Origin of the sequence: Flavobacterium sp. KACC 22758, from assembly GCF_028736135.1 — a bacterium.
GTDB classification, from domain to species: domain Bacteria; phylum Bacteroidota; class Bacteroidia; order Flavobacteriales; family Flavobacteriaceae; genus Flavobacterium; species Flavobacterium johnsoniae.
In genome coordinates this window covers 4514896-4528231 of the sequence record NZ_CP117878.1, presented here as the reverse complement: position 1 = coordinate 4528231, position 13336 = coordinate 4514896, and the positions used below count along the sequence as shown (strand labels likewise).

The 13336-nt window shown below is 32.8% G+C and carries 15 protein-coding genes; 11 read left to right on the top strand and 4 right to left on the bottom strand.

The genetic code is table 11. The annotated features are described in order from the left end of the window. Positions 1–5 precede the first annotated feature (5 nt). The 10 genes from dnaJ to PQ462_RS18905 all read left to right on the top strand — a co-directional run bounded on the left by dnaJ (position 6) and on the right by PQ462_RS18905 (position 8817). On the top strand, positions 6–1112 hold the full coding sequence (dnaJ, locus tag PQ462_RS18950) for a molecular chaperone DnaJ (RefSeq protein ID WP_012027012.1): 1107 nt from the start codon (positions 6–8) through the stop codon (positions 1110–1112). A gap of 161 nt (positions 1113–1273) precedes the next feature. Then, on the top strand, positions 1274–2203 hold the full coding sequence (locus tag PQ462_RS18945; RefSeq protein ID WP_274251181.1) for an ABC transporter ATP-binding protein: 930 nt from the start codon (positions 1274–1276) through the stop codon (positions 2201–2203). A gap of 90 nt (positions 2204–2293) precedes the next feature. Further along, positions 2294–3610, top strand: a complete 1317-nt coding sequence (locus tag PQ462_RS18940; protein ID WP_274251180.1) for an ABC transporter permease — start codon at positions 2294–2296, stop codon at positions 3608–3610. A 115-nt stretch (positions 3611–3725) separates the two neighbouring features. Next, positions 3726–4889 (top strand): sigma-54-dependent transcriptional regulator, encoded by a 1164-nt coding sequence (locus tag PQ462_RS18935; protein ID WP_012027009.1) that lies wholly within the window; start codon positions 3726–3728, stop codon positions 4887–4889. A 101-nt stretch (positions 4890–4990) separates the two neighbouring features. After that, positions 4991–5656, top strand: coding sequence for a DEAD/DEAH box helicase (locus PQ462_RS18930; RefSeq protein WP_073408783.1), 666 nt, complete (start codon positions 4991–4993; stop codon positions 5654–5656). Between the two features lie 68 nt (positions 5657–5724). Beyond that, on the top strand, positions 5725–6309 hold the full coding sequence (locus PQ462_RS18925) for a hypothetical protein (protein WP_274251179.1): 585 nt from the start codon (positions 5725–5727) through the stop codon (positions 6307–6309). Positions 6310–6338: 29 nt separating this feature from the next. After that, positions 6339–7154, top strand: coding sequence for an alpha/beta hydrolase (locus tag PQ462_RS18920; protein WP_274251178.1), 816 nt, complete (start codon positions 6339–6341; stop codon positions 7152–7154). Positions 7155–7183: 29 nt separating this feature from the next. Next, positions 7184–7402: a putative signal transducing protein gene (locus tag PQ462_RS18915; RefSeq protein ID WP_012027005.1), complete on the top strand. Its 219-nt coding sequence runs from the start codon at positions 7184–7186 to the stop codon at positions 7400–7402. A gap of 77 nt (positions 7403–7479) precedes the next feature. After that, complete coding sequence (locus PQ462_RS18910; RefSeq protein ID WP_274251177.1) at positions 7480–8283, top strand: Cof-type HAD-IIB family hydrolase; 804 nt, start codon at positions 7480–7482, stop codon at positions 8281–8283. Positions 8284–8289: 6 nt separating this feature from the next. Further along, positions 8290–8817, top strand: coding sequence for a GNAT family N-acetyltransferase (locus PQ462_RS18905; RefSeq protein ID WP_274251176.1), 528 nt, complete (start codon positions 8290–8292; stop codon positions 8815–8817). A 77-nt stretch (positions 8818–8894) separates the two neighbouring features. Here PQ462_RS18905 and PQ462_RS18900 read toward each other — a convergent pair whose 3' ends face one another. Next, positions 8895–9416 carry a hypothetical protein gene (locus tag PQ462_RS18900; protein WP_044048609.1) on the bottom strand — a complete coding sequence of 174 codons (522 nt, stop codon included), beginning with the start codon at positions 9414–9416 and terminating at the stop codon, positions 8895–8897. A gap of 487 nt (positions 9417–9903) precedes the next feature. Between PQ462_RS18900 and mtaB the strand changes: the two genes are divergently transcribed. After that, positions 9904–11238, top strand: a complete 1335-nt coding sequence (gene mtaB / locus PQ462_RS18895) for a tRNA (N(6)-L-threonylcarbamoyladenosine(37)-C(2))-methylthiotransferase MtaB (RefSeq protein WP_274251175.1) — start codon at positions 9904–9906, stop codon at positions 11236–11238. A gap of 51 nt (positions 11239–11289) precedes the next feature. Here the strand turns inward: mtaB and PQ462_RS18890 are convergent, their stop codons facing one another. From PQ462_RS18890 to PQ462_RS18880, 3 genes are all read right to left on the bottom strand, one after another. Then, complete coding sequence (locus tag PQ462_RS18890; RefSeq protein ID WP_121360328.1) at positions 11290–11799, bottom strand: hypothetical protein; 510 nt, start codon at positions 11797–11799, stop codon at positions 11290–11292. 71 nt (positions 11800–11870) lie between these two features. Next, complete coding sequence (locus PQ462_RS18885; protein WP_274251174.1) at positions 11871–12587, bottom strand: 3-ketoacyl-ACP reductase; 717 nt, start codon at positions 12585–12587, stop codon at positions 11871–11873. A gap of 113 nt (positions 12588–12700) precedes the next feature. Further along, positions 12701–13288 carry an LURP-one-related/scramblase family protein gene (locus PQ462_RS18880; RefSeq protein ID WP_274251173.1) on the bottom strand — a complete coding sequence of 196 codons (588 nt, stop codon included), beginning with the start codon at positions 13286–13288 and terminating at the stop codon, positions 12701–12703. Positions 13289–13336: the final 48 nt, after the last annotated feature.

Here is a 13336-nt window from a genome sequence, read left to right as displayed (position 1 = left end):
TAATTATGAAAAAAGATTTTTACGAAATACTAGGCATTTCAAAAAATGCTGATGCTGCCGAAATTAAAAAAGCATATAGAAAAAGTGCTTTAAAATACCATCCTGATAAAAATCCAGGCGACAAAGAGGCAGAAGAAAACTTCAAATTAGCGGCAGAAGCGTATGAAGTTTTAAGTGATCCGCAGAAAAAAGCAAAATACGATCAATATGGACATCAGGCATTTGATGGTTCTGGCGGATTTGGCGGTCACGGTGGTATGAATATGGATGACATTTTCAGCCAGTTTGGTGATATTTTTGGAGGTGGATTTGGCGGTTTCGGAGGCGGAGGCGGAGGTCCTCGCCGTGCAAAAGGAAGCAATCTTCGAATTAAAGTAAAACTGACTTTAGAAGAAATTGCAAATGGAGTTGAGAAAAAAGTTAAAGTAAAACGTAAAGTTCAGGCTAAAGGCGTAACGTATAAAACTTGTACAACTTGTAACGGTCAGGGACAAGTAATGCGTGTAACCAATACTATTTTAGGAAGAATGCAGTCTGCATCAACTTGTCCTACCTGTGGCGGTTCTGGTCAGATTTTAGACAAAAGACCTGCCGAAGCAGATGCTCAGGGAATGGTTCAGGAAGATGAAACAGTATCAATCAAAATTCCTGCGGGAGTTGTTGATGGAATGCAGTTAAAAGTTTCTAACAAAGGTAACGATGCACCAGGAAATAGTATTCCTGGAGATTTAATTGTTGCAATTGAAGAAGTAGAGCACGAATTTTTGAAACGTGAAGGTGAAAACGTTCACTTCGATTTATACATCAGTTTCCCAGAAGCAGTTTTAGGAGCTTCAAAAGATATTGAAGCTATTAATGGAAAAGTTCGTATTAAATTAGAAGAAGGAATTCAGTCTGGAAAAATCTTAAGATTAAAAGGAAAAGGAATTCCAAGTTTAAATGGTTACGGAAGCGGAGATTTATTAGTTCACGTAAACGTTTGGACTCCAAAAACATTAAACAAAGAACAAAAACAATTCTTTGAGAATGCTTTAAACGATGAACACTTTGTTCCAAGTCCTGAAAAATCAGAGAAATCATTTTTTGAAAAAGTAAAAGATATGTTCTCATAATCTAAACTTTCTCTAAGAGGTTTATATAAAACAAAAACCCATTCTATACAAATAGAATGGGTTTTTTGTGTATTATAATGCAGATTCGCTATGAATTATTTACTTTTACAGATTGTTGGCTAAAATAAAAAAAGCCGCTAAAAGAAAACCTAAAAAATAAAATGAGCAACTTACTAGAAGTACATAAAGTCGTAAAACAATATGGCGATTATGTAGCGCTTAACGAAGTTTCATTAAATGTGCCAAAAGGCAGTATATATGGACTTTTAGGTCCAAATGGAGCTGGAAAAACATCCCTTATTCGAATCATAAATCAAATTACACTTCCGGATAGCGGTGAGATAATTTTAGATGGAGAAAAATTACATCCCAAACACGTGCAGACAATTGGTTATCTGCCGGAAGAAAGAGGTTTGTACAGTTCAATGAAAGTAGGGGAGCAATGTTTATATCTTGCTCAAATGAAAGGACTTTCTAAAACCGAAGCCAAAAAACAATTGGATTATTGGTTTGACCGTTTAGGAATTCAAGGCTGGTGGAACAAAAAAATCCAGGAACTTTCTAAAGGAATGGCGCAAAAAATTCAGTTTGTAGTTTGTGTTTTGCACAAACCAAAACTGCTTATTTTAGATGAGCCTTTTTCTGGATTTGATCCTGTAAATGCCAATGTTATTAAAGATGAAATTCTGGCATTAAAAGAACAAGGCTCTACTATAATTTTTTCTACGCACCGAATGGAAAGCGTAGAAGAGCTTTGTGAAAACATTGCCTTAATCCACAAATCAAATAAATTAATTGAAGGAAAAGTTGTTGATGTAAAACGTCAATTTAGAACGAACAGTTTTGAAGTGGGAATCCTGACAAATAATGTTGAAGGTTTGATGTATGACATTACACAAAAATTTACTGTTTCTCCTGCGAGTTTTAAATCTTTAAATGATGATTTAAAATTGAATATTCAAATAGGAAATGCTTCACCAAACGAATTATTAAATGTTTTGACGCAGCTCGGACAAGTAACACATTTCGTGGAAAAAATTCCAAGCATTAACGATATTTTTATCCAGACAGTTACAGAAAATAAAGTTTAGATTTCAGTCCCGAAGCCTCAGGATAGATTTCAGAATTAATCCTGAAATTTAAAAATCTAAAGTCAACAATCTAAAATCTAAAATCAAGAAATGAGTATTATTTCATTAATTATAAAAAGAGAATTTATTGCCAAAGTCCGCAATAAATCTTTTGTTGTCATGACTTTTTTGAGTCCGCTTTTATTTGTAGCTATTGCTGTTTTTATCGGCTATTTAAGTTCAATGAAAGCCGAAACGAAACGAATAGCGATTCATGATGAAACTGGACTTTTTGCTGCCGATTTTTTGAAAGAAAACAAAAACAGTTCAGAGTTTAAATATTATAATTTATCTGAAATTGAAGTAAAAGCTTTAAAAGACAGTATTACAAAAGAAAATTTCAGCGGTTTAATTGTTATCCCAAAAACAAATGATAAAAAAGATTTAGAAAGTAAAATTGAATTTATTTCTAATAACAGCCCAAGTATTTCTTTTATCGAGAACACACAGGATATCATTGGAAATAAAATTACAAAACTAAATCTCGAAGAAGCTAAACTAGATACGCTGGCAATTCAAAAAGCACAGTCAAATGTTAATATTCACTTGGTTAAAGCTTCCGGAGAAGAAAGTCTAAAAGGATTAAACGAAATTAAAATTGGAATTGGCGGTGCATTTGGATACTTGATTATGATGTTTATTATCATTTACGGAAATATGGTAATGCGAAGCGTAATCGAAGAAAAAACAAATAGAATTATCGAGATCATTATTTCATCAGTAAAACCATTTCAGTTAATGATTGGTAAAATTGTAGGAACTTCGCTGGCCGGAATTTTACAGTTTATGATTTGGGCTATTATTGGTTTGGGATTAATGTTTGCAGCTTCGGCATTTTTTGGCGTAAATGTAGGGCCAACGGCAAGAATTTCACCAGAAATGATGCAAACGGCTCAGCATCAATTTTCAGGTTCTGCGCAAATGTATATTGCAGAATTATGGAATCTGCCAATAGCAAGCATTATAATTGGTTTTGTAATTTATTTTATTGGAGGATATTTTCTATACAGTTCATTCTATGCCGCAATTGGAGCAGCAGTTGATAATCAAACAGATTCACAGCAGTTTTTATTACCAATTTTAATGCCGCTGATACTAAGTGTTTACATCGGATTTTTTACTGTAGTAAACGATCCGCACGGAACTATTGCAGTTGTGTTTTCGATGATTCCGTTAACCTCGCCAATAGTTATGTTAATGCGTATACCGTTTGGCGTGCCGTGGTGGCAAATTGCAATTTCGGTATCATTATTGTTTGCTTCATTTTTCCTTGTTGTATGGTTCGCAGCTAAAATTTACCGGGTAGGTATTTTAATGTACGGCAAAAAACCAACATGGAAGGAATTGTATAAGTGGCTTAAATATTAATTTTTTAAAAGCTGCTAAGGTTCTAAGGAACTAAGTCGCTAAGGTTTTCTTTAGCTGCTTAAAATAAAAAAAACTCAGAACCTTAGCAGCTCAGAACCTTAGAACCTCAAAAAAAATGAGTAAAATACTAATTATCGAAGACGAAGCAGCGATTAGAAGAGTTTTGGTAAAAATTTTATCAGAAGAAAATGATTCCTATCAGGTAGATGAAGCCGAAGATGGGGCTGCAGGACTTGAAAAAATAAAAAACAACGATTATGATTTGGTTTTGTGCGATATCAAAATGCCAAAAATGGACGGTGTTGAGGTTTTAGAAGAAGCAAAAAAGATAAAGCCGGAAATTCCGATGGTCATGATATCGGGTCACGGCGATATGGAAACTGCGATCCAGACTATGCGTTTAGGAGCTTTTGATTATATTTCGAAACCGCCCGATTTGAATCGTTTATTGAATACTGTCCGTAATGCTTTAGATAAAAAACAATTAGTAGTTGAAAATAAAATTCTAAAGAAAAAAGTCAGCAAAAATTACGAAATGATTGGTGAGAGCGAATCAATCAATCATATAAAAGTAATGATTGACAAAGTAGCCCCAACAGAAGCCAGAGTTTTAATCACTGGACCAAACGGAACCGGAAAAGAATTAGTAGCACACCAATTACACGAAAAAAGTGAGCGTTCTGGTTTTCCTTTAATTGAAGTAAACTGTGCGGCAATTCCGAGTGAGTTGATTGAAAGTGAGTTATTCGGACACGTAAAAGGTGCTTTTACATCGGCAGTAAAAGATCGTGCCGGAAAGTTTGAGGCTGCAGATAAAGGAACTATTTTCTTAGATGAAATTGGTGATATGAGTCTTTCGGCGCAAGCCAAAGTTTTACGCGCCTTGCAGGAAAGTATGATTACAAGAGTTGGTGCCGATAAAGATATTAAAGTTGATGTTCGTGTTGTTGCGGCAACTAATAAAGATTTAAAAACAGAAATTGCCGAAGGTCGTTTCCGTGAAGATTTATACCACCGTCTGGCAGTAATTTTAATTAAAGTACCGCCTTTGAATGAAAGACGTGATGATATTCCAGCTTTAATTTCGCATTTTGCAGAGAAAATTGCATCAGAACAAGGAAATGCGGTTAAAGGATTTTCGGCGCAGGCTATACAATTACTGCAGGAATATGATTGGACCGGAAATATTCGTGAACTGCGAAATGTGGTAGAAAGATTAATCATTTTAGGAGGCAGTGAAATCTCCGAAAATGACGTGAAAATGTTCGCAAGCAAATAAGTGCTTCGCGTTTTAGGCTGTAAGCTTTAGGCTTTAAGCTTTTATAGAAACTAAATAATTTTCGCTTATAGCCTACAGCTTAAAGCTTAAAGCATAAAAAAATGAAACTAAAAAAGATAAACGAGAAATTACAAGACGGATTAATTGAAAATGGTTTAACAGAAGCAAATGTTTTGCAGATGGAAACTTTTTCGACCATAAAAAGCGGCGCCGATTGTATAATTATTTCTCCTGAAAAAAGTGGAAAAACCACTACAATTGTCCTGAATGTTATTCAGCAGTTAGCTGGAAAAAATGAAGAATCGCCTCGTGCTTTGATTATTGTTGAAGACAAAGAAAAAGTGCTTGAAATGGAAGAACTTTTTGAGAAATACGGAAAATATACCAATCTCGAAGTTTATGGCGTGCATGATAAAGGTGATATGGATTACGATAAAAATTATGTTTCTACTGGAATCGATGTTTTAATTGGAACGCCAAATAAATTAAGCGAAATGTTTTCAACGGCTGGTTATAACGTAAATCGTTTAAGAATGTTTATCTTAGATGATGCTGATCCTATTTTAAAACTGCGTCATGAAACCAAGATCATGCGTATTTCAAACAGTATTGCTAAAACGCAGCGTTTAATTTTTGCTGAAACATTGTCAGAGCGTATCGAAATATTGGCTGATAAAATGCTTGTAGAGCCTTATTTATTTGATATGGATGAAGAAGGCGAGGAAGAACTTGACGAAGAAGACGACGATATTGAGGAAGAAGAATAATATTTAGAGAAACTTGAAATTGTAATAAACATCGAATGAGAAAACATTTTTTATATTTTTTGCTTACAATGTTTATTACAACTAGTTTTTTAAGTTGTGCCAGTTTTTCAAAAAAGAAATTTAGTAATGTACTGCAGAATTTAAAAAGAGAAGATATTTCTAAACTAGAAGGAAGTTATACACTAAATCCAATTGTAAAATATCTGAACGACAAGCCGGAAGAACTTGATTCAGAAAATAAAGTTCCGGATTCACTAGTCAGAAATAACGTTTACCAATTTATGGTAACGCCAAATTCCAGTTTTAAAAAGAATATATTTAAGAAGAGTGAAAACAACAATCGCTCAATCGATCTTAAATTTCAAAACGAAAATTTATTGTCTATAAAAATCCATGAAAATTCGGAGATTATTATAGATACTGTGCTTTCAGGTAAATATAAAAAAGGAATGTTTTATCTGGATAACAAATTCTTGAAATGCCGCCACATTCCGTATCTTTTTGGCGGATGCGAAAACAATAAAAGAAGAATAGGCCTAAATAAAAATGGCAATCTTTTAGTAAATGAAGCTTCTGATAACAGCGGTGCTCTTTTGTTATTCTTCTGGGCCGGAAGTGCCTATAATGTGACTTACGAATACCAAAGGAAATAGAGGCAGTTTGAAATTTTATAATTCGATTAATGGAAATTATTAAAACATTTAAATTTTTGATTATTGCGCTTTTGTGTTTTTTTCTGGTAATTTATATTTTAATAATTTCCTATGTCTATTTTAATCAGGTTGAACTGGTTTTTCATAGTTCAAGACTGCCTAAAGATTATAAATTTGGATATCAGCAAAAGTTTGAAGAAATTAATATTACATCGTTTGACGGCGTAAATTTAAACGGGCTTTTATTTAAAGCTGAAAAATCGAAAGGACTTGTTTTTTATTTACACGGAAACGCTGGAACACTTGAAACTTGGGGAAGCATTGCAAAAAGATATACTTCTTTAGGTTATGACATTTTTATTCTTGATTACAGAAGTTTTGGAAAAAGTGAGGGTAAAATTGAAGATGAAGAACAATTATCAAAAGATATTTCGATCGTTTACAACTCAATTTCTAAAAGATATTCAAAAGATAAAATTATAATTGCCGGATATTCTATTGGGTCTGGGTTTGCTGTAAAACTAGCTGTAGAGAACAAACCTAAAGCTTTAATACTTCAGGCTCCCTATTATAATTTTTTAGAGCTGTCAAGTTCACGAGTTCCATTTTTTCCGGATTTTATGAAAAAGTTTAGTTTAGAAACTAATGTTTATCTTCCAGAAGTAAAAGCTCCAATTTATATTTTTCACGGAACAGATGATCAATTAATTCCTTTTAATAATTCAGTTAGATTAAAAGAGCTTTTAAAGTCAAAAATAAATTTTTATCCTTTAAAAAATCAAGGGCATATTGGAGTAAATGAGAATGAAGATTTTCAAAATCAGTTAAAAATCATATTAGAATAAATTAAATAATTATAAAAAAAATAAATGCCATGGGATTAATGAAAGTGTATTCAGGAAGTGAAATACTTGCAATTGCTCTTCAGGAAAGATTAGAAGAAGCTGGAGTAGAAACAGTAAAAAAAGATAATATTCAATCGGCTCGTTTAGGAGGTTTCGGCGGTACAGATCTGGCTGTTGAGGTTTTTATTCAGGAAACAGATTTTGCAAAAGCAAATCCGGTTATTGAAGAATTTAGAATGAGTCTTTAATAGTTTTCAGTTTACAGTCGCAGTTTTCAGTAATTACTGATGCTGTGACTGTAAACTGCGACTGAAAACTAAAAAAAATGCAATATAAAATGTTAGTTCTCGACATGGATGATACCTTGTTGACAGACGACCACAAAATTTCTGATTTAAATAAAAAAGTTTTATTAGAAGCTCAGTCAAAAGGAGTTCATGTTGTTTTGGCATCCGGACGCCCAACTTCGGCAATGACAGCTTATGCCAAAGAACTGGAATTAGATTTAAACGATTCCTATATGATTTCGTTTAACGGAGCAATTATCAGCCGTGTTAAGGACGATTTGGTTTTGTTTGAACAAAAACTTACTATAGAACAAATTCATGCATTGTACGATTACAGTGTTAAAATGAAAACGCATATTATTACTTATTTAGATAATGAAATTATAAGCGAAACAGATTCTGAGTATATAGAAGTTGAGAAAGAAATTACCGGAATGGTGCATCGCAAAGTGGCTGGTTTTAAAGATTATGTTGACAGACCGGCTGTAAAATGTATTTTATTAGAAAATCCGGCTTATTTAAAAGAAGTTGAAAAAGATTTGAAATCAACAATGCCTCATTTAAGTGTTTCAATGTCTAAACCCTTTTTTCTGGAAGCTGCACAGCAAGGGATTGATAAAGCGGCAAGCTTAAAACTTTTGGCACAAAAACTTGGAGTGCTTCAAAGCGAAATTATTGCTGTTGGTAATGCAGGAAATGACCTGACAATGATAGAATATGCCGGACTTGGTGTTTGGGTTGATAATGTAACGCCGGAATTACGCGATAAGGCTGATTTAATTGTGGCTTCAAATAATAATGACGGAGTGGCAGAAGTAGTGCAGAAATATATTTTAAATTAAATTTTGATGAAAAATCCAATTGAAACTGAGCGTTTGCTATTGCGGGAATTACTTCTTTCTGATGTTGATGGAATGTTTGAATTAGATTCAAATCCAAATGTGCATTTATTCGTTGGTAATAATCCTGTAAAAAATATTGAACAAAGTATTGAATACATTCATTTTGTTCAAAAACAATATAAAGATTTTGGAACAGGACGCTGGGCTGTTATTCTTAAAGAAACTAATGAATTTTTGGGCTGGTCAGGAATAAAGTTTATTACCGATGAAATTAACGGACATACTAACTTTTATGAAATTGGTTACCGTTTGATTGAAAAACATTGGGGAAAAGGATATGCAACAGAAGCGGGAAAAGCTTTTGTTAATTATGCTTTTAATGAAATGAAAGTAGATGCACTTTATGCATATGCGGACGCAGGTAACGAAAATTCAATAAAAATTCTCGAGAAACTAGGCTTACATTACGTAAACTCTTTTGAACATGAAGGAGAAATCGAAGTCTGGTACGAAATCAAAAATCCAAACTTATAAGATTTTAAAAGAAATGCGTTCCAAATCTTTGTAAGCTTATAAAACCTGCAAAGATTTGGAAAACGTAGTTTCTTTAATTATTTTTTTGCTACAGAAACAAAATACTTGTTTCCGTCACCCATTGTAAGTTTTACACGCTCGTCGCAAAGATCGATTGCAAAATTTGCACTTTCGTAACAGCTGCAAGTTGTGTTTTTATCTTTAGACATTTCAGTTTTACAATTGTTGTTTTTAAAAGTAGCCAATTGCGGTGTATATAAACTTACTAAATCTGTAGAAGCAGTTACTAATGAAATGATACTTGCTGAGTTGTTGTTTGTAATTCTGTAAACAATTCTATCAGTATAATTTACTTCGTTTACAGTTACTTTACGAATGTAAGTATAGGCTGTTGATCCTTCACCTGGTTCTTTTACTTCAAATTTAAATCCAACTGCACGAATAGCAACATCAAATTGCTGCTGCGAATTTAAACTTGCCCAAGTTGTTAAAGTGCTGATAGAAGGAAATGGATTTGCAACTGGGGCATTAGTAGTTTGCGCTTGCGAACTAAAAACGGTTAAGAACATCAAGCAGATTGTGGGTAAAAATGCTTTCATAAAGCGTGGTATTTGTATTTTAATTTTGCCTACTCTCTTTGGTTTTCGGCTTTCCCATTTCATTTTGTAACACAAAACAACAACATAACGAGTAAAATTCAAAATTGTTATGTTCGATTTATTATTAAATTAATCAAAACCATCTAAAATTCTCAAAACCGAATAAATTCAGCACTAGAATTTAGACAAAGGTAAATGTAAGATTTTTTGAATTTAAATCTACAAAAAATGCATTTAATCGATAAAATTTGCACTTAATCGATGTTTTTGTCATTTTATTCTTATCGAATTGTAGAGATAAAGATCGTGAAAAATATTGTCTTATCAAAATAAGATATCATACTATACAACGTTTTTATTTGAATATTTTAATCAATAATGCAAATTGTTGAAATGAAGTGTCTTAATTGGTTTTCTTTTACCAATTTTGTTTGTAAATTTGCAGCCTTAAATTTTTTGACAACGATTTCATTAATTTAAGAAAATTATGGAAAATAGAAAAAAAGTTGCCTTTTACACTCTGGGTTGTAAACTGAATTTTTCAGAAACTTCAACAATCGCCAGAAATTTTAATGATGAAGGTTTTGACCGCGTCGATTTTGAGGAAGTTGCCGATATTTATGTTATTAATACCTGCTCTGTTACAGACAATGCTGATAAACAATTTAAGCAGGTTGTAAAAAAGGCAATGAAATTAAATGAAAAGGCCTTCGTAGCAGCAGTTGGCTGTTATGCTCAGCTGAAACCAGAAGAATTAGCTGCTGTAGACGGTGTCGATTTGGTTTTGGGAGCTACAGAAAAATTTAAAATCACAGATTATATTCACGATTTGAGCAAAAACGATATGGGTGAAGTTCATTCATGCGAAATTGCCGAAGCTGATTTTTATGTAGGGAGTTATTCTATTGGCGATCGTACACGTGCTTTCCTGAAAGTTCAGGACGGATGCGATTATAAATGTACGTATTGTACAATTCCGCTGGCTCGTGGAATTTCAAGAAGTGATGCTTTAGAAAATGTTCTAAAAAATGCTAAAGAAATCTCTGCTCAAAATATTAGAGAAATTGTTTTAACAGGAGTAAATATTGGAGATTACGGAAAAGGGGAGTTTGGAAACAAAAAACACGAACATACTTTTCTTGATTTAGTTCAGGCTTTGGATAAAGTTGATGGAATTGAGCGTCTTCGTATTTCCTCTATCGAACCCAATTTATTGAAAAATGAAACAATAGATTTTGTTTCAAAAAGCCGAACTTTTGTACCGCATTTTCATATTCCATTACAATCAGGAAGCAATGATATTTTAAAATTAATGAAACGCCGTTATCTGCGTGAAGTATATATTGACCGGGTAAATAAAATTCGCGAAGTTATGCCGCATGCTTGTATTGGTGTAGATGTAATTGTTGGTTTTCCGGGAGAAACAGATGAGCATTTCTTAGAAACGTATCATTTTTTAAACGAGTTGGATATTTCTTATTTACACGTTTTTACCTATTCAGAAAGAGATAATACAGAAGCTGTAGATATGCCTGGAGTTGTTCCTTCAAATGTAAGGGCAAAACGCAGTAAAATGCTGCGAGGTTTATCAGTTAAAAAACGCCGTGCTTTTTATGAAAGTCAGTTAGGAACAAACAGAACCGTACTTTTTGAAAGTGAAAATAAAGAAGGATATATTCACGGTTTTACTGAAAACTACGTTAAAGTAAAAACACCTTGGAACCCTGAATTGATTAATACTCTACACGAAATCAATTTAACAAAGATTGATGAAGACGGAAGTGTTCGTATGGAGTTTCTTAATAAGCTGGCAGAAGCTTAAAAAAATATAAAATAAAAAGCCTCTTTTAAGAGGCTTTTTATTTTATATTAATTATTTCGGATTCTCGGTAATCACCAATTTCAAAGAATTAATATAATCCGTATCAAATTCAATAACTCTGATTTTCTCAGGATTAAAACTCAATTCTCCGCCAAACTGACCTCTTGTATCCAGAAAATCGATTAAAAGTTCTTCATCTGTCAAAGAAATTAATTTTCCTAAATAAGCTGATTTTGCAGACTTTTTAGAAATTTGAAAAATTCCATGCTTATTATTTATAAAGCTTAAAATAGAACTTAAATCCCGGATTGGAATAATATCTTCGGCATTTGTTTTTAAACCTTTTAAACGGATTACTTTTTCGGTGAAAGCCAAATCCTGATCTCTGTGTACGGCTTCAATGTTCTTGTTTTTCAAAATTACATAACCATCCAAAATATAATCAACAGGATTGTTTCGAAGTAAAATCCAATCATCAGAATAATCAATAAGAAAACCGGTAAAAATTTCTTTTTTATCCTGAAATTCTATAGCAATTAATTGTCTTAAATATTGTTCCATTTGATTTTATGTTAAAGGCTGTTAAGAACTTTGTCAAAGTTTTAAACTTTGTCAAAGCGTAGAAAAAGGTTTTACGGATTTGTAGACCAAATACTGCTGTTTTTAATAAACACTCTGCGGTTTAATTTTAACTGAGCAATAATTAAATCTGCCATATCTTCAGACTGCATCACTTTTTCAGGATTTCCATCGGTTAACTTTAAGTCTTTCGCCATATCAGTCGCAACTGTACTTGGTGTTAAAGCGGTAACACGAATATTATGTTTTCTCATTTCCTGCATTAAAGAATCGGTTAAACCTAAAACAGCAAATTTTGAAGCACTGTACGCACTTGTTAAAGCGTTTCCGTTTAAACCTGCAGTTGATGAAATATTGATAATATCACCGGTTTGTCTTTCAATCATATTCGGAATAATAGCACGTGTTGTATAATACGTTCCCATTAAATTAACCTGAATAATTTTTTCGAATTCGGCAGGTTCTAATTCTAAAAATTTTCCAAAAGAAGCAATCCCGGCGCTGTTAATTAAAATGTCGATATGTTTAAATTCAGCTAAAGCTTTTTCAACAGCTGAATTGATAGAATTGATATCAGAAACGTCAGCAGATAATGCCAAAGATTTTACGCCCAATTTATTGGTTTCTGCTGCCAGTTGATCAACATCGGCTTGCGTTCTTGAAACTAAAATTACATTTACGCCTTCTATTGCCAAAGCAATTGCAACTGCTTTTCCAATTCCTTTTCCGGCGCCTGTAATAAACGCATTTTTATTTTTTAAGTCTGTCATGATTTATTTTTTAGAAATGCAGAAAGCATCATTTTAAGTATAACAAAAATAAAACTTTTGCCAGCTAAAATGATGCTTTCTTATGTTTTCTTAATCTAAGTTTAACAACTTTCTTATTCCTTTAAAACCATGTCGATACACATTACGGCTGCAAGGATTAATTGTCTAAGCGGACTATCTGATGGTACGGTTTCTTCAATTTTTAGTACATAATTATCTGCACTTGTAAAAAACTCTTTACCTAATCCTGCCCATTTTTTGCTTACCTGAGCAAGCTGTTTGTTTTCATGCGAGAATTTAAAATCCCATCCGGTCCATTTTCCCTGTAATGTTGCAGCAGGTTTTTCATTTTTATCTAAGATGTCAAATTTACCGCCAATAGAAAAGAACTTTTGTTTGAAGGTTCCAAGTAATATGTCTTTCTCGTCAAAAACTTCAACTGTTGAGCGAAAAATGGCAACTCCTCTTTTTACAGAAATTAATTTCTCGCCAGAAGCCGTTGTAATTTCAATGTCAAAAGGCGTTGCTCTTTTATAATCTGTAAAACGAAATATTTTAGTAAAGAAACCAAGATTATTTTCTCGGCAGTTCATTATAATTTGATTCGTTTCAGGATCATAAATATCATAGTTGTTAGCGGCTTTAAACATTCCGATGTGTTCTTTAACTAAAAATAGATTTTGGCTTAAAATTGGATTCATACGTTTGTAAAAAAATTAGTATTTCGAATAAAGCGCAAATGTAATAAA